Here is an 18,493-nt window from a genome sequence, read left to right on the forward strand (position 1 = left end):
CTTCGTCGGCCGGGCAGTGCAGGGCTGGGCCTTCTTGCGCTCGCGGCGCATGGTCGGTTCGTACCGGCGCACCGTATTTCAAAGGCACTTTCTCGGTGACTGTGCTTTCTTGTTCGTCGGGCTTCCTGACACCTACACCCATCTTTCGAGGGGACACTCCCATGAACTCGGCTCACGGCCCCCGCATCGCGGTCGTCGGCGCCGGCCTCGGCGGTCTTGCCTTAGCTCGCGTCCTGCAGCTCCACAGGCGCTCCGTCACCATCTTCGAATCCGAGGCTTCCACCGGTGCCCGCCCCCAGGGCGGCAGCCTCGACATACATGCCGCCACCGGTCAGATGGCTCTGCGCGCGGCGGGCCTTCTCGACCGGTTCCGCGCCCTGGCCCGCCCCGACGGCCAGGAGTGGCGCGTGCTGGACCCCGTCACCGCCACCGCCCTGCCCTTCCCGGGGCCCGTCCACGACGAAGACAGCCCGGAGATCGACCGCGGCCAACTGCGCGGACTATTCCTGGAATCCCTCGCCGAGGGCACCATCCGGTGGGGCTGCACTGTCACCGGGGCCACCCCGCTAGGCAACGGCACCTGGCGCCTGCTCCTCGACGACGGCACCACCGAGGACGCCGACCTGGTGGTCGGCGCCGACGGCGCCTGGTCACGCATCCGCCCAGCCCTGTCGGACGCCACACCCGACTACACCGGTGTCACCTTCATCGAGACCGGCCTCCACGACTGCGACACCCGCCATCCCGCCCTCGCACGCATGGTCGGCAACGGCACCCTGCTGGCGACGGCCGACAGCAAAGCCCTGCTTGCCCAACGCAACAGCGACGGCCACATCCGCGTCTACGTCGCCTTCCGTGCCCCACAGAACTGGCAGGTTGCCGCCGACGTGGAACCCGACGACACGGCGGCCGTGCGCGCACATCTGCTGAAGATGTTCGACGGCTGGGACGAGAACCTGCTCCACCTCCTGCGCCACCACGACGGCGGGTTCGTCAACCGGCCCGTGTTCGTGCTGCCCGCTCCGCACACCTGGGAACACGTCCCTGGCGTCACCCTGCTGGGCGACGCCGCGCACCTGATGCCCCCCGTCGGGCTCGGTGCCAACCTCGCCATGCTCGACGGCACCGACCTGGCACACGCCCTCATCACCGAATCCAGCATCGACGACGCCGTCCGCGCCTACGAGGCCCTCATGCTGCCGCGTTCGGCCCAGGCCGCCCAGGACTGCGCCGAGGCACTCGACGACCTCATTCCCCCGACGGACTCCTGAGCAAGCGCCACCACGCCACCGGCCATAGGGCCCGAGACGGCCCGGGCCGGTGCGGGAGCCGACTTTGGGAACCGGTCCGTCCTCGACCTGGCCGCCCTGGCGCTACGCGGACTCCGCACGGGCCCTGTCGGAGTGGCCGCTGGAATCACCACGACTTCGAGGGGCCATCCGCTGGCGTCAGCGGATGGCCTGCTCAGCAGTCTCCGTCCTTACGGAGTCTCGGCGGCGAAAAAGTCAGCGTGTGCTCTTCATGGAGGTGGTGGTTCCCGCGGGTTCGTCGCCCTCGCTCGTCCTCACACGCCGGCCACGACCTCCCGGGCAGCTGCGGTAGCCCGTGCCTCGGTGGCGGGATTCCCGCCCCACAAGGCGTATCGCGGGACTTCCTCACCCTTCATGAGGAAGGAGTCGGGTGCGAGTACCGCTCCCTCGCCCATGGTCACGCCGTAGTGGACATGGGCAGCGACACCGAGGGTGCAGCCGACGCCGAGCGCGCTGTGGTCGGACTTGAAGGTGCCGTCCTCCTGCGAGTGGCACTGGATTCTGCTGCCCGCGTTGAGTGTGCAGTCGTCGCCGATGGTGGCGAGCGTACGATCCGTCAGGTAGCAGCCGTCGTCAAAGACCCGCTTGCCGACGCGCGCGCCCAGGAGCCGCCAGGCCAGAGGCTTGAACGGGGTTCCGTTGAACACGTGGAAGAATTCAACGGGCAGTTTCCACAAGCGCTCGTGCAGCCAGAAGTCCGGGTGGTAAATGGAGCACAACTGCGGTCGCAGCCTGCGGAACGCCGCGACGAAACGCTCCACGAGCACGAGATAGCCGGCGGTGAACACAAGGACCAGGGCCGAGGACACGGCGACCATCACCTCTCCCGCCACACCGCGCAACACCACGGCTGTCATGCCGAGCACCGTTACCACGAAGAAGTCCAGCCACCCCACCACCAGGAACAGGGCCATCGTCCGGAGGTTGTAGCGGTCCTTGGCAGCGAGGTGACGGCGCAACTCCTCCCCGGCGCGCAGATGATCGAACCGGCTGTCGCGCTCCACCGACCGCGGAATCTCAAAGGGCGGGGAACCCAGCAGGCCGACCCCTTCGCGCACCTCGCCGTCAAGGGGCACCATCACCTTCGTCGCCAGCAGACAGTTGTCGCCCGTCCTCGCGCCGACGGGAAAGGCAATGTTGTTCCCGATGAAATTGTGCTGTCCGATCGCCGCACGAGAGATACGGAAGGAGGTGCTCGAGTAGTCGGCGTTCACAATCGAGAGGCCGTCGGCGACCATCGTTCCCGTGCCGACAGAGGTCAGGAAGGGCGACTCGTGGTGCACTTCCGTCCCGAAGTTGGATCCGGTCTGCTCTACCGGGGAGAGTTTGTATCCGAGCCCTCGCAGATAATGAACGATGAAGGAACTGTCGCCGAAAAGCCGCTTGAAGAACTTGATGTTCGTCATGCGCGCGATCGCTCGGTGCATGGAGTACTGCAGGCCGTACAGCGAATAGACCTTGCCCGGCTCGACGAAGCGGGACAGCAGACGTGGGACCGTGCACAACGCGGCGACGCCCACGACGACGAATCCGAAGAACAGCACCAGGGACGTGCGCAGCGCGTCCGTGAAGAACTGCGACGACATGCCCCCCGCCGTGTCAGGGCCCCCGCCCAGCAACTGGTCTGCCGCCGGAACGGTGGCGAGCAGCATGTACGAGCCCCCCACGGCCAGCGGTACGACCAGACAGAAGATCTGGACCAGGGTGGCGAGGGCGTAGACGGCACGGCGCAGCGTGCCGCAGCGCGCCGGCGGCACCCTCACGTGGTCGGTCTCCGAGTGCTGCGCCGGCGAGCCGTGCCAGCTCTCGCCTGCCGGGACCACTTGGCCCCTGTGCAGTGAGGACGCATGACCGAGTTGCGCTCCGTCTCCCATCGACGTGTCGATGTCGAGAACGGTCTTCTCACCGACGAAGGCACCACTGCCGATGGAGACCCTACCGGGTTCGATACGCCCCGCATGCGCGCGGTAACAGAGGAAGTGCGTATCCTTGCGGATCACCGTGTCGGAACCGATGGTGAGCAGGTCGGTGCAGATCGGGACATGACGGGAAAGAATGGTGACGTTCCTTCCGATGTGGGCCCCGAGGGCCCGCAGGTACAGCACCTGCAGTGGATTGCCGACGAGGAAAAACATCGGATTGGCGTGGAGGAGAACCTTCACGGTCCAAAAACGCAGGTAGGTCAGGCCCCAGAGAGGGAATTCATCGGGTCTCCACCGGCCGATGAGGATCCATTTGGCCGCGATCGGTATGGCGCATAGCCCGACGAAACCTGCGCCACCGAAGACTACCGCCCGCAGATAGATGGCGGTCAGACCCGGGCCGGCGGCTACCCAGTCGTAACCCCGGGCAGCCACCAACCCGACAACGAGCACGTATGCCAGGAACACCAGCAACTGCATCGCTCCGCACAGGGCGTAACGCCTGGTACTGGCCCGCGTCACCACCGGGGCCTGCGCCGGGGGAGCTGAGCAGGCGGAGGCAGGCTCAGCATCCCGGACTGCTCTCGCCAGGCTTTGGATCGTCGGATTCCGGTAAATGTCCTTGATTGACACTGAGGGCAGGTCCGCACGCTTCCTGACCCGTGCGCAGAACTGCGCCATCACCAGCGAATTTGCACCGAGGTCATCGAAGAAGTGGCTGCAGACCGACACCCGGTCCATTCCCAGGACCTGAGCCAGTACCTCCGCGAAAAGCTTCTCGTCCCCTATCGGCTGACTGGTGTGCTTCCTCTCGCTGCACGGAGATTCATCTGGCCCGGTCGTCCAAATTTGGGAAAATTTCTCCACCATGCGAGCCTCTCGAGAATAGCGCCCCCCATCCGCCGAAACGGCTGCCCCGTGGCGTTCTCTCGCCGCGGCAATGGCCGAAGAGCGAGCTCTTCCCACGCCGTGAGGCGCGGCCTTCACGCGTCGCGGCGCACCTTGTCCAGTCTCCGACGTCCGAGGCGCAGATGCTACTCGGACACGATGGCAAGGGGCATCGGTGGATCACCGGGCATCCAGGCGTGTGACCATTCGTATAGGCACCGCCCGGCTGCCACGCAGGGAGCCTGTGCGAGCTGGCCCAGTCGCTCTGCACCTCATGCCGGATCACCGTCGAGCGGGTCCTGATCGACAGGGGGTGTGGGTGATGGATTTACTCACTACCGGCACACCGCCTCCGGACACTCGGCCCGCTACGGCGACTCCCACCCAAGGACCTGGTGGCCCGGGCCGCGGAGCGCGGCCTGAGCGCGCGCTCGCGCTCACCCGCTAACAACGGCGACCATTCGCAAACTGTGCTGGCGAGTCACAGCCCGTGATGCGAAGTCGCGCCCTCGCATGTTCGATCACAAGTTCGATAACGTGGGGTGCGGGAGGTGGACCTGGTGAACGCCGACGCGACGGCACGCACGGAATCGACAGTGATGCATGTGCGCTGCCCGGATCGCCTGCCGGAAGAGGTCTACCGGCAGGTCCTGGAGCAGCTTGCCGACCTGTCACCGGTGGTCCAGGCCCTGCCGCCGTCGGCGGCTCTGGTGGACCTCATGGGAGCTCTTCGGTATCACGGAACCGACGCCCGCCGGCTGGGCGAGGTGTTGCGGATCCGTACGATCTCCCGCCTCGGCGTGGACGTACGCGTCGGCATCGGGCCGTCCATCACGGTCGCCGCCACCGCCTCCGCCCAGGTTCCGGTGCCGGGCTGCCGACGTGCCATGCCGCGCCTCGGCCGCTTTTGCGAGTTCCAGCGCGGTCGCCCCGGGAACCCTCCGGCCTTGCGGACCAGGGTCGCGAGATAGGGGTCCAGCCTCAGACGAGCCTTGTCCTTGGCGATCAGCCGTTCGTGCCGGGCGACTTCCTTGCGCCCGTCGTAGACGACGACCTCGGAGGCGTGCGGCATCCACACAGTGGGCGTCCCAAAGTCACGCCCCACGTAACCTCTTCCTGTGCCAGCCTCCCGCCTGCGTCGCGTCGCCGTCCTTGTGCTCGAGGGTGCGAAGCCGCTCGATGTCGGCATTCCTGCGCAGGTTTTCACGACCCGCGCGAGCATGCCGTACGAGGTGCGGGTGTGCGGAGCGACACCCGGTCTCGTGACCGGCGGCGATGGCCTCGCGTACTACGTCGCCCACGGCCTCGACGCGCTTGCGTGGGCCGAGATCGTCTTCGTCCCCGGCTACCGGTTCCCGGACCGCGACGACCCGCCGCAGGCCGTCGTCGACGCACTGATCGCCGCCCACGACCGGGGCGCGCGGCTCGCCGCCATCTCGACGGGCGCCTTCGCGCTCGCCGCCACAGGACTGCTCGACGGCAAGCGAGCCACGACGCACTGGCACTACACGCGGGCTCTCATGGCCAGGCACCCGCTCGTCCAGGTCGACGAGAACGTGCTGTTCGTCGACGAGGGCAGCGTGCTCACCTCGGCCGGTGCCGCCTCCGGCATCGACCTGTGCCTGCACATCCTGCGCGGCGACCTCGGAGTGGCCGCGTCCAACCACGCGGCCCGACGTCTGGTTGCCGCCCCCTACCGCAGCGGCGGCCAGGCCCAGTACGTGCCGCGCAGCGTCCCCGAGCCGCTCGGCGAGCGGTTCGCGGCCACCCGCGAGTGGGCGCTGCACCGGCTCGGCGAGCCCCTCACCCTCGACATACTGGCGCGGCAGGCAGGGGTCTCGCCGCGCACGTTCTCCCGGCGCTTCGGGGAGGAGACCGGCTACACGCCGATGCAGTGGGTGATGCGCGTCCGCGTCGACCTGGCCCGCGAACTGCTCGAGCGCTCGCAGCGCAGCGTCGAACAGATCGCCGTCGACGTCGGGCTCGGCACCGGCGCGAACCTGCGCCTGCACTTCCAGCGCATCCTCGGCACCACACCGAGCGAGTACCGGCGCACCTTCACCCGGGGCGAGTAACACGCCCGGCACCGCGTGGCGGGATCCTTTTGAACCGTGGCGATGCCGCCACTGTTAGCGGCGCCAGCCGCGGACGAGCATGGTGGCGAAAGGAAGGGACATCACTCATGACTCGCATCGCCATCAACGGATTCGGCCGCATCGGGCGCAATGTGCTGCGCGCACTGCTCGAACGTGACAGCGCCCTCGAGATCGTCGCCGTCAACGATCTGACGGAGCCCGCCACTCTCGCCCGGCTGCTCGCCTACGACAGCACGGCCGGCCGGCTCGGGCGCCCGGTGACCGTCGACGGGGACGCCCTCGTCGTCGACGGCCGTCGGATCACGGTGCTGGCCGAGCGCGAACCGGCGCAGCTGCCGTGGGCCGAACTCGGCGTCGACATCGTCCTGGAAGCCACCGGTCGCTTCACCTCGGCCAAGGCCGCCCGCGCCCACCTCGACGCGGGCGCGAAGAAGGTGCTCGTCAGCGCGCCGTCAGACGGCGCCGACGTCACGCTCGCGTTCGGGGTCAACACCGATGCCTACGACCCGGCCGTGCACACGATCGTCTCGAACGCCTCCTGCACCACCAACGCGCTCGCGCCGCTGGCCGCGGTCCTCGACGAACTCGCCGGTATCGAGCACGGGTTCATGACGACGGTGCACGCCTACACGCAGGAGCAGAACCTGCAGGACGGTCCACACCGCGACGGCCGTCGCGCCCGGGCCGCCGGCATCAACATCGTGCCGACCACGACGGGCGCCGCCAAGGCGATCGGCCTGGTGCTGCCGAACCTCGACGGCAAGCTGTCGGGCGACTCGATCCGCGTACCGGTGCCGGTGGGCTCGGTCGTCGAACTCAACACGACCGTCGCCCGCGACGTGACACGAGGCGACGTGCTCGCGGCGTACCGCGCCGCGGCGGAGGGGCCGCTCGCCGGCATCCTCGAGTACTCGGAGGACCCGCTCGTGTCGTCCGACATCACCGGCAATCCCGCCTCGTCGATCTTTGACTCGGCACTCACCCGCGTCGACGGCCGCCACGTCAAGGTGGTCGCGTGGTACGACAACGAGTGGGGCTTCTCTAACCGCGTGATCGACACGCTCGAGTTCCTCGCCACCCGCTGACGGGACGCCGGGGTGGTACCCCGCCTCCGGCGACCGCGCCGGCCGTCACTTCCTTTGGGCGCTCTGGTTGACCAGTCGGGCAACCAGAGCGCCCAGTCATAGAAGCGGGTCCGCCCGGCCTCCGGAGGGTGCGGGATCGCCACGGCCGGTCAAGGTGCAGTTGCCCTGGATCCTGTCCCATGAGTTGTGGGCACGGATCGAGCCGTTGCTGCCGGTCGTGCCGCGCCGCGCGGAGCACCCGGGGCGCAGCCGTCTGGATGACCGCAACGTCCTGTGCGAGATCCTGTTCGTGCTGTACACCGGCGTTCCGTGGGAGTTCCTGCCCCAGGAACTGGGCTTCGGGTCCGGCATGACGTGCTGGCGGCGCCTGAGTGCCTGGAACGACGCGGGTGTCTGGGAGCGTCTGCACGAGTCACTGCTGGCCGACAGCCCCGCACTGCCCGCCGAGCAGGCAGCGAAGCATCGGCTCGGGCAACGACCACGTGATGGGTCATCCCTCCCGGTCCCTCACCGGGAACGGGGCCGGCGTGATGAGTGCGGAACACCTGTGCGTGGTCACCTGTGAGGTGTGTAGAAGACGTAGAGGGCGGAATAGGGGATGCTGGTCTGCGACGTCCCGGTGCAGGCGGTGGTGGGGGCGCGGCCGCCGCTCGTGGACAGGCGCTGGACGTAGGAGACCTTGCCGAACAGCCCATCGCCGCGGTTGGCGGTGGCCTTGAGCAGGAGTTCCGGGACGGCGTCCTTGTGTGGGGCGCTGGCTACGACGGCCGCGTTGACCGCGCTGCCGTCGATGGTTGAGACCCAGACGGGGCCGCGGGTATGGATGGCGACCGGGGTGTGCCGGGAATCGTCGCTCTTCCACAGCGTCGCGGCGGGTTCGAGCAAGGTCCAGGAGCCCTTGGTGCAGGCGTAGGTCTGGACTCCTTTGGCGGCGAGGAAAGCCACGGGCTCGTTTCCGGCGGGTACCTTGAGCCGGTCGGGCACCGGGGGAGTGGTGGCGTCAGGGCGTGCGGTGGGCGAAGCGGCATGGCCGGAGACCGGGCCGGCGAGCATGACCGCAGCGCCGGCGAGAACCACGGCAGCCTGGGTTGTCCATATGGCGGGCTTCACGGGGGCCTCCCTTGAGGCTGCTGATACGGGGCCGGATGTCCGTCGCCGAGGTCGCGCGGCCCCTCTCTGTCCGCTGTCACTGCGGCTCTGGTCAAGCACGCTCGCGACCACGGGGTGAGCACCGTCTTCCTCGCCTATGCGGAGGACGCCGTCGCTCGCATTTACTCCCGCCTGGGCTTCCGCCCCGCTGGCAGCACCCTTCTGATCGCCAACCAGCCCGCACGATCGTAGATTCCCAGCGCCCACGACGATGGGTAGGCGCGGGTTGCGGGCAAACAGGCGTGTGCCGCACCGCGAAGCTTGTCCGGACGGCCCTACTGCGCCACTTCACGGACGGCGAGCATGCCCTCGCTCTCCATGTGCTTGAGAACTCGGCAGCTCTGCTGAGTGGTAGCTGCCCAGAAGCCGACGGCGATCGTCGCACAGACAGGCGGCAGCGCCTGTTGAAGACATGACTCATCCCGGGACGGCGGCGCAACTGGTCGGGCGGTAGCCGGGCATGATGCCGCAGGCTTTGTGCCCGTACACAATCGCGGGCGTCTATCATCCACGCATGACCATGCCGCTGGACGCTGACGCGCGCATGACTGATCTGCTCGATCGGCTCTTGGTCTCGGTCGACTCACTGACCGACGAACTGACCGCCGAGATCCTCAACGGCGAGCGCGCGTACGCGGAGGGCATGCTGCTGAGCCATGAGCAGTTGCGTGCCCCCGTGCACGACAACCTGTGCACGCTGCTGACAGCCTTGAAAAACGGTGGTGTGCCCACCAATATGGACGCCCCGCGGGCGGCGGGCCGCCTCAAGGCCGAACAGGGCATCCCGCTGGCTGCTCTGCTGCATGCTTTCCGCCTCGGTGGACGTTTCATCTGGGACCGGCTGCTGGCGATGGCCCTCGGCAAGGACAGCGCCGCCTGGCTGCTGCACAGGGCCTCGGACATCTGGACGATCATCGACGAGTGCTCCAGCGCCGCCGCCGAGGCCTACCGCGCCACGGTGGAGGAACAGGCATGTCGCGACGACGCCGCACGGAGCGTCATACTCACCACGCTGCTTGACGGCACCGCAGGGAACAGCTCCAGGGCCTGGGAGGCCGTGCGGGTCCTGCGACTGGATCGCAAAGGACCGTTCCTTGTGGTGTGCGCCGAGATCAACGACGGCGTCGGACCTCTGCCGGCGCTCGAAGGACAGCTGCGTGCGATCGATATCGACGGTGAGTGGATCCACCGGGCAGGCAGCCTGCTCGGCCTGCTCGCTCTCCCGAACGAGCATCTGGTCGTCGCGGTGGAGGAGCGCCTCGGCGGCATCGCGCTGTCCCGCGTGGGCATCAGCCGGCCCTTCGCCTCGCCCATGGACGCGCCGAACGCTCGGCGGGAGGCCCAACTGGCGGCCCAATGCCTGCCGCCCGGGACCTCCGGCACGCACGTCTACGGGAGCTCGCCGATAGCCCTGCTCGCGGCGGCCTCACCCGACGCCTCTTCCGAGGTGGCCCGTACGGTCCTCGGGCCGCTGCTCACCCTGCCGACGGCGGAACGAGCCGTCCTCCTCGACACCTTGGGCGTCTGGTTCGCCACGGGCGGCTCGACCGCACGGGCCGCCGAGCACCTGCACTGCCACCGCAACACCGTCCTGTACCGGCTGGGCAGGATCACCGAACTGACCGGCCGGCGAACCAGCGACGCGGACTCCTGCGCGGAGCTCTACGTTGCCCTGCAGGCCGTGCGACTGGGCAGCATCCCGGAATGAGGCCTTGGCCGGCCTGGGCAGCGATACGCCCGGACGCGCCCCGGCGATCACACCGAAGGCCGACACGGCGCGTCTTGCGGTGGTCAGGGCACTGGCGGACCGAGGTTCCCCCGGCGCCGGCAGACCTCTGACTGTCTCCTTTCACCGCCTCCTTTCACCGTCTCCTTTCACTGTCTCCTCGTTTCACTCCCTCCTTGTGCGAATACCGGCTTTCCGTTGTGCTCACGCACAATCTGCTGCCCCGCTTCGCTAGTGCTCGGCCCAAAGACCGGGACTTTACGCGGTTCTAGGCTCTGGTCCGCTCGCCGATGGGGAGCCGCCAACTGGCTGTGCCCAGTGCTCCCTGCCGCGCTGGTCCCGGGAACGCACCTGTCTGCCGATCTCGAGAGCGGACGACTGGGAACAAGAAAGGAATGGCCGATGACCGACGTCCCTGCCAGGAGTGGCCGCACCACCGGACGTGGTGAGCGCGCGCGGGTCGGCCGCCGCACGTTCCTTGGCTATGTGCTCGGTGGAGCCACGCTTGCCGTGGCCGCCGATCTCGGGCTGGGCACGCCTGCCTACGCCGCGGTTCCCTCAGCGCCCCAGATCCCGGAGCTGTACGACCTCGAGGATCTGCAGACCGACGCCGCGCTCACCACTTCCTCGTTGATCAAGATCGTGATCAACGAGGACGGCACCGCGTCGTTCGAGCTTCCGCGGATGGAAGTCGGCCAGGGGATCACCACCTCGACAGCGATGATCATCGCCGAGGAGCTCGACCTGCCGGTCGACAAGGTGCACGTGTCCTTGGCACCGGCCCGCCCCGAGTTGATGTTCAACCAGCTCACCGGCGGATCGAACACCACGGTCTCGACCTTCACACCGGTACGAGTCGCCGCGGCGATCGCCAGGAAGACGCTGCTGGAAGCCGCGGCGATCGAGCTCGGCTCGGCAGTGGCACTGCTGAAGTCCAAGGAAGGGGTGATCTTCGCGCCTGACGGGTCATCAATGACCTATGGCTCTCTGGCCACCAAGGCCGCCAGCCGCACCGTCAAGGCGGTGGAGGTCCGACTCAAGGCCACTTCGAGCTTCTCGGTGATCGGCAAGCCCTATCGGCGGGAGGACGCCCGACTTGCGGTCACCGGGCGGAAGAAGTTCACGTTGGACCTTCACGTGCCGGACGCGCTGCCGACCATGGTCTGCCGCCCGCCCACTCTGAACGGCTCGCCGCAGTCGGTACGTAACCGAGCCGCGGTGCTTGCCATGCCGGGTGTAACGGATGTGGCGATGGTCGACACCGGAGTCGCTGTTCGCGCCGAGACGTTCGGGCAGTGCATCGACGCGGTGCGTGCCCTCGACGCGGAGTGGAACCCGGGCCCGGTCGAGGGCGAGTCCGACGAGACGATCCTGGCCCGGTTGAGAAAGGCCGAGCTGCCACTGGCGGTCCCGAAGGTCCCTCTGCTGGCAGGCACCGTCGAGGCGGACTTCACCTTCATGTTCCGCAGCAGCGCCGCACTCGAGCCGAACTGTGCGATAGCCGACGTCCGGTCGGACCGTGCGACGGTGTGGGCGGGACTGAAGGCGCCGATCGTGGTTCAGGGTGAGATCGCCAAGGCCGTCGGCCTGCCGCAGAGCGCTGTCACCGTCAACGTCGTCACCGGCGGGGGGTCGTTCGGACACAAGCTCTTCGCTGACCCCGCCGTCGAGGCGGCCAAGATCTCCAAGGCGATGGGCAAGCCGGTCAAGCTGATGTGGCATCGGGCCGACGAGCCTCGGCAGGGGCGGGTGCACCCCATGGCGACCTCCCGGATCCGGGCCACGTACCTGGCCGGGCAAGTGCTGACCTTCGAACAGCGGCACACCAGTGTGGTCACCGACTTCAGCCACGGACTCGGCGAGATGATCACTTCGACGGCCGACAGGCTGCCCACCGGGCTCGGGGCGCTGGGGTTCTCCGAGACCATCTTCACGCTGACTCAGGAACTCCCCTACAACTTCGGCGTCGTCACCCAGCTGCTCAACGAGACCGACGCGCGTTTCAACACCGGAAGCATGCGCAACATCTACTCGCCCGATGTGGCGTGTGCCAATGAACTGGTGGTCGATCAGCTCGCCCGGAAGATGGGCAGGGATCCGCTGGCGTTCCGGCTCGCGTTCCTCAAGAACGACCGGGTCAAGGCGGTGCTCCAGAAGGTCGCTGACGTGGGCAAGTGGGGCAGGTCGATGCCCGCCGGGATGGCGCAGGGCATCGCGATCCACAGCGAGTACAAGGGCGCGACCGCGGTACTCGTCGAGATCGACTGTCGACCCGAGACCGTGAACCGCAAGATCTACAACGCGGTCACCGGGCCCCGGGTGACGAAGGCCGTGGTCGCCGTGGATGCCGGACTGGTGATCAACCCCCAGGGCCTGGAGGCCCAGATGCTGGGTGGTGTCTCGGACGGGATCGCTCTCGCCCTCACCAGCAGCCTGCACCTGCGCGACGGGCACTTCCTCGAAGCCAGCTGGGACAACTACTTCTACACCCGGCAGTGGAACGTCCCCTTCGACTTCGAGTGCATCGTGATGCCTTCCACCTCCGAGCAACCCGGTGGTGCCGGCGAAGCCGGAGTCGCCGCATCGGTAGCCGCGGTCGCGGGCGCCTACGCCCGTGCGACCGGCACGGTGCCCACCCGGTTCCCGATCAACCACGGCACGGTGTCCTTCGAGGTCAAGCCCTTCATCCCACCTGTTCCCGAGTCGCCGTCCGACGGCCTGAGCCACACCTACTGAGGAGCGCACCATGAGCACGCACACCTTCATCCTCAACGGCAAGCGCGTCACCGTCGACGTCGATGACAACCTTCGACTGCTGTGGGTCCTGCGTGACGTACTGGACGTCACCGGACCGAAGTACGGCTGTGGCATCAATGTCTGCAAGGCCTGCACGTCCCACTTCAACGGCAAGGCCTTCAATCCTTGCTCGGTGAAGGTCAAGGACGTCGGGCCGGACGACGAGATCACCACGATCGAAGGCCTGCCCGACACGGTCGGCAAGGACCTGCACCCCATGCAGGAGGCCTGGCTGGAGTACGACGTGGCGCAGTGCGGCTACTGCCAACCCGGGCAGATCATGGCTGCGGTGGCCAAAGTCAAGCAGGCACGGGCTGCCGGCCATGAGATCAGCGACTCCGACCTCGACGAGATCCGCAACATCTGCCGCTGCGGTACGTACAACCGCATTCGGGAAGCGATCAAGGCGGGCGCTGCGCACATGTGACCCACTCCACCCGAGTGCGCGCCGCACAGGGCATGGCACGGCACCTGCGTCAGCTCTCGTGTTCCAGGTCACGTAACCACTTTCGCAGGAGTGGCACATCGTAGGCCTTGTACGGGCAGGCGTTGGGGCTTGAAGCGGCCCCCGGGCACCCTCTCCAACCGCATCCCGGACCTGCGGGAACTACGCGCGGCGCCGTCGTTCCCCGACAGCTCGAAGCCCCCGGCAGTAGGTGGACCTCGGCAAGATCAATCTGGAGACGCCTCAGCAGCTTCGCGATGTCATGCGCGGCCCGGAGGCCGGCGGCCCTCTTGCAGGACCGCCGGAAACACAACGGAAGGCCGGATTACTGCATCGGGTCGGGGTGCGGCGAGACGCGCGGAGTCGATGGCTTGCCGGGCTGGGGCTCGGCATCGCCGAGGTAGTAGACGGCTCCGGATTCCCGGCGCGGTGTGCTCACGAGTAGCCAGCCAACGATCTGACCCCGCGTGTCCCGGATTTGCCAGGGATCTACGCGTGCCCCCCAGTACACCCGCTGGTCGCAGCGTTCTCCGGGGGCGAGTCGACCGCTCATGTCATGGCAGTCACGTCCACGGCGGTCGCCGCACTCAAAAAGGACAGATGGCGAGTCGGTGTCGTTGACGAAGACGACGGTGCTGAAGTTGGCAGAGTCTGTGGGATCCAAGGTTGCCGGAACGCAAGCACTCAGAAGTCCCGCGACAAGTGCAGCAACCGGCCAGGCGCTGCGCGGACAAGTACTCAAGTCGGACCTCCCGTTCGGCGAGGGAGCCTACAGAAGGCCAACGTTGCCTGATGCAACACCAGCCACCCCCGGATCGTCAGCGAATCAGGCCTCACCTGAAGGAGTCAGCACGAGTCGGCCGCGAATCCCGCCCGCGGCGAGCCGATCGTGTGCCTCGGCCGCGCGTTCAAGCGAGGCACCCACAGACACATCGAGAGGTCGCGCAGCCCGATCACCCGCTGCCCCGGCGCGAACGCCGTCACGCCAGCTCGGAGCCGGTCGACCATGCCAGCGACGTCCCATCCGATGCCCGTGCGCTCGCGAGCGGCCATCAGCCCGGCTTCGACGAGCGCGCTGGAACGGGTAACCAGATCGACGGGATTGACCGTCGCGGCCTCGACGCGGATCCGTACCTGTCCGGGGCCGCGTGCAAGCCGCCCGCGTCGCCTACGATGCCTCGGCCTGACGAGCCAGGGCACTGGAGCCCGCCGAAGGCCCTGACGGCGCGTCGTAACGCCCGTCAGAGCTCCCGGCCGAGCGCCGTCTCCACGGTTTTGATCTTCCCGGAGGTCGACGAAGTCGCCGCCTCCCGCCAGAGAATCTCCGACTCAGGTCACTAGGGTGGCCCGGTGGGGTTTGAGCTGCGTGAACGATGGGGCGGACAGCCGTTGTGGGCGAGATGGGTTCTCACGGTGTACTTGATCGGATTCCTTGAGGGATCCTGCGTCCACGTTCTCGATCTGGCCCGTGACGGCATCCATGCCTATGCGTCGTTTCCCCAGGCTCCCCTGCAGGTGTTCTTCGTGAGCTTGGCGATACTGGATCCGCTGGTCGCCGTGCTGGTGGGACTCGTGCGGCGGGAAGGGGTCTGGCTGGCAAGCGCCGTGATGGTGACGGATGTCTTCGCGAACTGGTGGGGCAACCGGCACTGGTTGCGGGATGGACCAGCGGAGCTGCTGCCTCTGTTGCCCATCACCCTCTTCGGCCTGTTCGTCGTTGCGTTCTTCCTCCCCTTGCATCGAACGGTTGCCAGGACGGCGGGCAGGACCCGGGCGGCCCTGCCGCCTGCCTGACGGTTTACGCGTCGCGCAGCTTTGAAGCAGCGGCACTTTGCCGACGAAACGACACCTTGCCGACGACCGCCCCGCCGGAACCCCCACTGGCGGGGCGTCGCCGTCACCGCTCGTCGGCACCGTTAACGCCGCCTTCGTCGGCTTTCAACCCCGGGCGGCACCCTTCCGCCCTGGATGGACAGGTGGCAGTCCGGACAGCCGTCCACTGGTCACCCGCAGGAGGGCCGGCCGGACCATGTCGTCCGGCTCGGGGGAGTCTCTCTTCGAGCCCCAACCAACACCCGGAGGCCTATCGGCGCTTCGCGGCCCGGTGCGATCACGCCGGATACTTTCGCTGACGCCAGAAGACGCGAACAGGACTCGCTCCCTTCCAGTCGCTTTCTAGGAGGTCCGGACATGGGTCTGAGTAAGGGCGACGGCGGGTCGCAGGGCCGGCACGAGGAAACCTTCCGTCTGCTGGTCAGGTCCACCCAAAGCAGCTTCATCGACGTGAATCCGCCCGGCTCCAGCCAGGGAGACGCAATCGTCAGCAGCGGGGAACTGCTGAAGCAGGGCGCCACCGTCGGAACCTACGGCGAGGTGTGCACGCTGACGCGTACCGGCCCGGTCGACTATTTCGATCTGCAGTGCGTCGGAAGCTTCACCCTGGGCCAGGGGCAGATCACCGTGCAGGGACAGTTCCCCGTCACCCCCGCCGGGCCGGGGGAGGTGGACCTCGCGATCACCGGCGGAACCGGCATGTACCGCACCGCCGACGGGTACGTCCACGCCGTCAACATCAACGACACGGACACGGAAATCACTGTGCACCTCATTCGCTGACCACCGTCGAATCCGTTCTGGCGTCCCCGCGCGGCAAGGGACTCGCCAGTCCCACCGACCGTGACCCGCTCCACTACGCCGCGGTGCCGCCGGACGTGGCGCTGCTGCCTCGGCTGCAGCGGCGCGCCGACGCACTCGACAAGGCCCGCACCGCCGTCACCGACCTGCTGGACAGCTACCGCGGTGCGCGCCGGCGCCAGGACGCTGGTCAGCTCGTCGAAGTGATCACCCGCGCCCAGGCGTTGCGGCAGCACTTGTGGCAGATGCGGGACAGCGCCAGCCACGAGATGCTCTGGTTCTGTGATATCCGCGCGGGGGTGCCCTTTTGCGTCGGCACGGCAAGGTCGATCCCGGCCTCCTGGATGATCTCCCAGACGGTGGAGGCGGCCACCGTGACACCGTCCTGACGAGATATCAGATGCCGCTGCGCAGTTTGGCTTGGTGGCCGATGCAGGAGCGCGGCCAGGAATGCGCGATCCGCCGGGGTGCCGCATGGCCTGTCGATCTGCCGCTGGAGGGCGGCCAGCCGGTTCCCGAGAACCTGCGCAGCTCACAGACCATGGACGGGGTTTTCGGCACCGCAGCGTCACCAGATCGGCACCGATTATGCAGTGTCGGCAACGGCTGGCTCGCGCCGGCCTTCGGCGGGCGCCCGGGGAACGTCCGTTCCCCTGACATTCACGATGCGCTAACGCGTGGGCTTCGTGGTGGACTGGACCTGCGTCCTAGCGTCACAAGGTCCAGTTCGTCAATGTAGGCGAGGTCTAAATGTCCCTCCGGCATATACTTGCCGCTCTGGCCGTCGTGCCCGCGGTCGCCCTCCCGGCGACCGCCCAGGAAGCCGCGGCCGAGACTCAGCCCGATGTCCTTCCTCAGAAGACCCACTTCGACCTGCAGGCCCACCGCGGCGGCCTGGGCCTGACCACCGAGGAGTCCCCGGAAGGCTTCAGCAAGGCCCTGCGTCTGGGGGTGAGCACCCTGGAGCTGGACACCCACATCACCAAGGATCAGAAGGTCGTCGTCAACCATGACCGGCAGATCAGCGCCCAGAAGTGCAAGGACACCGGTCCGGTGACGCCGGGTGACCCGATGTACCCGTACGTCGGAAAGTACATCAAGGACCTGACGTTGGCCCAGATCAAGACCATGGACTGCGGTTACCAGCAGCTGCCCGGCTTCCCCGAGCAGGAACAGATCAAGGGCTTCCGCATGGTGGAGCTCAAGGACGTCCTCAACCTGGTCAAGAGCTACAACGCCAAGCAGGTCAAGCTGAACATCGAGACCAAGGTGGAGGCCGGCGCGCCCGAGCAGACCGCACCGCGCGAGTTGTTCGTGCGCCGCGTCTACGAAGAGATCCACCGCTCGGGCATCGAGCGGCAGGTCACCATCCAGTCCTTCGACTGGGGCGCGCTCAAGGAGATGCACAAGCTCGCGCCGTCCTATCCCCTGGTGGCGCTGACGAACTACGACTTCCTCCAGGTCGGCAAGCCCGGCGCCTCCCCGTGGCTCGGCGGCATCGACGCCGACGACTACGATGGGGACTTCGTCAAGGCCGCTGCGGCCATCCCGGGAGTCACCGCGCTCTCCCCGAACTACGGCTTCCCACAGAACGGCACGGTCGCGGACCCGAACTTCCGCTTCTACCCGGACGAGAAGATGGTCTCCGAGGCCCATGAGCGCGGTCTGAAGGTCATCCCGTGGACCTGTGACGACCCCGCCACCATCGAGGCGCTGATGGACATGGGCATCGACGGCATCATCACCGACTACCCCAACCGCGTACGGGACATCATGGCCGAGCGCGGCATGCGCCTGCCCAAGGCCTACCCCGCGCCGCGTCACTGACGACCGCAGGGACAGCGTCTCCTCCTCGGCCGCGGGCCTGTAAGGTGCGAAAACCGGCGCGTAGCCCTGAGCGGGCACTTGGCTGCTTCAGGTGATCACGGCATGTTCGGACTGCATGGCTCTGCGCGTGCTCTGCGTGATCTTTCTCCGACTCCTCGCACTGCTCGCGCTGCGCCATGAGAATGCGGTGGTGTGCCGCGAACTGGGCGTCCGGCCACGCTTCGTGTGGCCGGACCGTGCCGTGCTCGCCGCCTCGCCCTGAAACGCCGACCTCACCCCCGCGCCTGGTCGGAGCCCTGGCGGCGCCCCGGCCAGGCGCGAGTTCCTGCGCCCCCAGGCCTCCGGCCCGCTCGCCGCCGACTTCTTCCACGTCGACACTGTGACCTTGAGGCGGTTGTAGGTGTTCTTCGTCATGGAGGTCGGCACCCGTGCCGTGCACGTCCTCGGCTGCCGTTGCCGAAAACCTCATCCCTGCCCAAGGCAGGCCCAAGCGCCTGTCGGAGGCTCAGGCCGCTCGGCTTAGGGCCTGTACGGAGTCGTGATCAGTGACTTGGCTGAAGGCTGCGGATCCAGATGACGGCGCCTCGTAAGTGGAGTCCGGCAAGGTAGCTCTCG

The 18,493-nt window shown here is 67.6% G+C and carries 14 protein-coding genes and 3 pseudogenes; 14 read left to right on the plus strand and 3 right to left on the minus strand.

Annotated features, from left to right (window positions below):
• Positions 1–161: 161 nt before the first annotated feature.
• A complete protein-coding gene (locus ABZ823_RS26820; protein ID WP_361665416.1) occupies positions 162–1,271 on the plus strand; it encodes an NAD(P)/FAD-dependent oxidoreductase in 1,110 nt (369 codons plus the stop codon).
• A 293-nt stretch (positions 1,272–1,564) separates the two neighbouring features.
• On the opposite strand, the gene ABZ823_RS26825 is transcribed toward ABZ823_RS26820, so the two are convergent.
• Entirely contained in the window at positions 1,565–4,102 is a 2,538-nt protein-coding gene (locus ABZ823_RS26825; protein ID WP_361665418.1) for a Pls/PosA family non-ribosomal peptide synthetase, read from the minus strand.
• Positions 4,103–4,719: 617 nt separating this feature from the next.
• Here ABZ823_RS26825 and ABZ823_RS26830 point away from each other — a divergent pair.
• From ABZ823_RS26830 to ABZ823_RS26845, 4 genes and pseudogenes are all read left to right on the plus strand, one after another.
• A pseudogene (locus tag ABZ823_RS26830) lies at positions 4,720–4,995 on the plus strand (hypothetical protein); the annotation flags it as partial.
• Between the two features lie 243 nt (positions 4,996–5,238).
• Positions 5,239–6,195, plus strand: coding sequence for a helix-turn-helix domain-containing protein (locus ABZ823_RS26835; protein ID WP_361665420.1), 957 nt, complete (start codon positions 5,239–5,241; stop codon positions 6,193–6,195).
• 107 nt (positions 6,196–6,302) lie between these two features.
• Positions 6,303–7,301 carry a type I glyceraldehyde-3-phosphate dehydrogenase gene (gap, locus tag ABZ823_RS26840; RefSeq protein ID WP_361665422.1) on the plus strand — a complete coding sequence of 333 codons (999 nt, stop codon included), beginning with the start codon at positions 6,303–6,305 and terminating at the stop codon, positions 7,299–7,301.
• A 154-nt stretch (positions 7,302–7,455) separates the two neighbouring features.
• Positions 7,456–7,722: pseudogene (locus tag ABZ823_RS26845) on the plus strand (transposase); the annotation flags it as partial.
• A gap of 134 nt (positions 7,723–7,856) precedes the next feature.
• Here the strand turns inward: ABZ823_RS26845 and ABZ823_RS26850 are convergent.
• Entirely contained in the window at positions 7,857–8,411 is a 555-nt protein-coding gene (locus tag ABZ823_RS26850; protein WP_361665424.1) for a DUF3455 domain-containing protein, read from the minus strand.
• A 39-nt stretch (positions 8,412–8,450) separates the two neighbouring features.
• On the opposite strand from ABZ823_RS26850, the pseudogene ABZ823_RS26855 reads away from it, so the two are divergent.
• From ABZ823_RS26855 to ABZ823_RS26870, 4 genes and pseudogenes are all read left to right on the plus strand, one after another.
• A pseudogene (locus tag ABZ823_RS26855) lies at positions 8,451–8,642 on the plus strand (GNAT family N-acetyltransferase); the annotation flags it as partial.
• Between the two features lie 322 nt (positions 8,643–8,964).
• Positions 8,965–10,158: a helix-turn-helix domain-containing protein gene (locus ABZ823_RS26860; protein WP_361665426.1), complete on the plus strand. Its 1,194-nt coding sequence runs from the start codon at positions 8,965–8,967 to the stop codon at positions 10,156–10,158.
• Positions 10,159–10,578: 420 nt separating this feature from the next.
• Positions 10,579–12,912 (plus strand): molybdopterin cofactor-binding domain-containing protein, encoded by a 2,334-nt coding sequence (locus ABZ823_RS26865; protein WP_361665427.1) that lies wholly within the window; start codon positions 10,579–10,581, stop codon positions 12,910–12,912.
• 10 nt (positions 12,913–12,922) lie between these two features.
• Entirely contained in the window at positions 12,923–13,399 is a 477-nt protein-coding gene (locus ABZ823_RS26870; protein ID WP_361665429.1) for a (2Fe-2S)-binding protein, read from the plus strand.
• An 864-nt stretch (positions 13,400–14,263) separates the two neighbouring features.
• Here ABZ823_RS26870 and ABZ823_RS26875 read toward each other — a convergent pair.
• The gene (locus tag ABZ823_RS26875; RefSeq protein WP_361665431.1) at positions 14,264–14,617 is read right to left on the minus strand and encodes an alcohol dehydrogenase catalytic domain-containing protein; all 354 of its coding nucleotides are present in this window, start codon (positions 14,615–14,617) and stop codon (positions 14,264–14,266) included.
• A 150-nt stretch (positions 14,618–14,767) separates the two neighbouring features.
• On the opposite strand from ABZ823_RS26875, the gene ABZ823_RS26880 reads away from it, so the two are divergent.
• The 5 genes from ABZ823_RS26880 (at position 14,768) to ABZ823_RS26900 (ending at position 18,140) form a co-directional block, all read left to right on the plus strand.
• Positions 14,768–15,211 carry a hypothetical protein gene (locus ABZ823_RS26880; protein WP_361665433.1) on the plus strand — a complete coding sequence of 148 codons (444 nt, stop codon included), beginning with the start codon at positions 14,768–14,770 and terminating at the stop codon, positions 15,209–15,211.
• 396 nt (positions 15,212–15,607) lie between these two features.
• On the plus strand, positions 15,608–16,033 hold the full coding sequence (locus tag ABZ823_RS26885; RefSeq protein WP_361665435.1) for a hypothetical protein: 426 nt from the start codon (positions 15,608–15,610) through the stop codon (positions 16,031–16,033).
• Positions 16,034–16,128: 95 nt separating this feature from the next.
• Positions 16,129–16,440: a hypothetical protein gene (locus ABZ823_RS26890; RefSeq protein ID WP_361665436.1), complete on the plus strand. Its 312-nt coding sequence runs from the start codon at positions 16,129–16,131 to the stop codon at positions 16,438–16,440.
• Positions 16,441–16,801: 361 nt separating this feature from the next.
• The gene (locus ABZ823_RS26895; RefSeq protein WP_361665438.1) at positions 16,802–17,878 is read left to right on the plus strand and encodes a glycerophosphodiester phosphodiesterase family protein; all 1,077 of its coding nucleotides are present in this window, start codon (positions 16,802–16,804) and stop codon (positions 17,876–17,878) included.
• A 115-nt stretch (positions 17,879–17,993) separates the two neighbouring features.
• Positions 17,994–18,140, plus strand: a complete 147-nt coding sequence (locus tag ABZ823_RS26900) for a hypothetical protein (protein WP_361665439.1) — start codon at positions 17,994–17,996, stop codon at positions 18,138–18,140.
• The last annotated feature ends 353 nt before the right edge of the window (positions 18,141–18,493 follow it).

The sequence above is a fragment of the Streptomyces sp. NPDC047079 genome (assembly GCF_040643755.1).
Lineage (GTDB): Bacteria > Actinomycetota > Actinomycetes > Streptomycetales > Streptomycetaceae > Streptomyces.

Excerpts from the sequence above, each read along its gene's own strand:
- ABZ823_RS26820 (WP_361665416.1), top strand. The coding sequence starts at position 162 with ATGAACTCGGCTCACGGCCCCCGCATCGCGGTCGTCGGCGCCGGCCTC.
- ABZ823_RS26825 (WP_361665418.1), bottom strand. The coding sequence starts at position 4,102 with ATGGTGGAGAAATTTTCCCAAATTTGGACGACCGGGCCAGATGAATCT.
- gap (WP_361665422.1), top strand. The coding sequence starts at position 6,303 with ATGACTCGCATCGCCATCAACGGATTCGGCCGCATCGGGCGCAATGTG.
- ABZ823_RS26860 (WP_361665426.1), top strand. The coding sequence starts at position 8,965 with ATGACCATGCCGCTGGACGCTGACGCGCGCATGACTGATCTGCTCGAT.
- ABZ823_RS26865 (WP_361665427.1), top strand. The coding sequence starts at position 10,579 with ATGACCGACGTCCCTGCCAGGAGTGGCCGCACCACCGGACGTGGTGAG.
- ABZ823_RS26870 (WP_361665429.1), top strand. The coding sequence starts at position 12,923 with ATGAGCACGCACACCTTCATCCTCAACGGCAAGCGCGTCACCGTCGAC.
- ABZ823_RS26885 (WP_361665435.1), top strand. The coding sequence starts at position 15,608 with ATGGGTCTGAGTAAGGGCGACGGCGGGTCGCAGGGCCGGCACGAGGAA.
- ABZ823_RS26895 (WP_361665438.1), top strand. The coding sequence starts at position 16,802 with ATGTCCCTCCGGCATATACTTGCCGCTCTGGCCGTCGTGCCCGCGGTC.
- ABZ823_RS26900 (WP_361665439.1), top strand. The coding sequence starts at position 17,994 with ATGGCTCTGCGCGTGCTCTGCGTGATCTTTCTCCGACTCCTCGCACTG.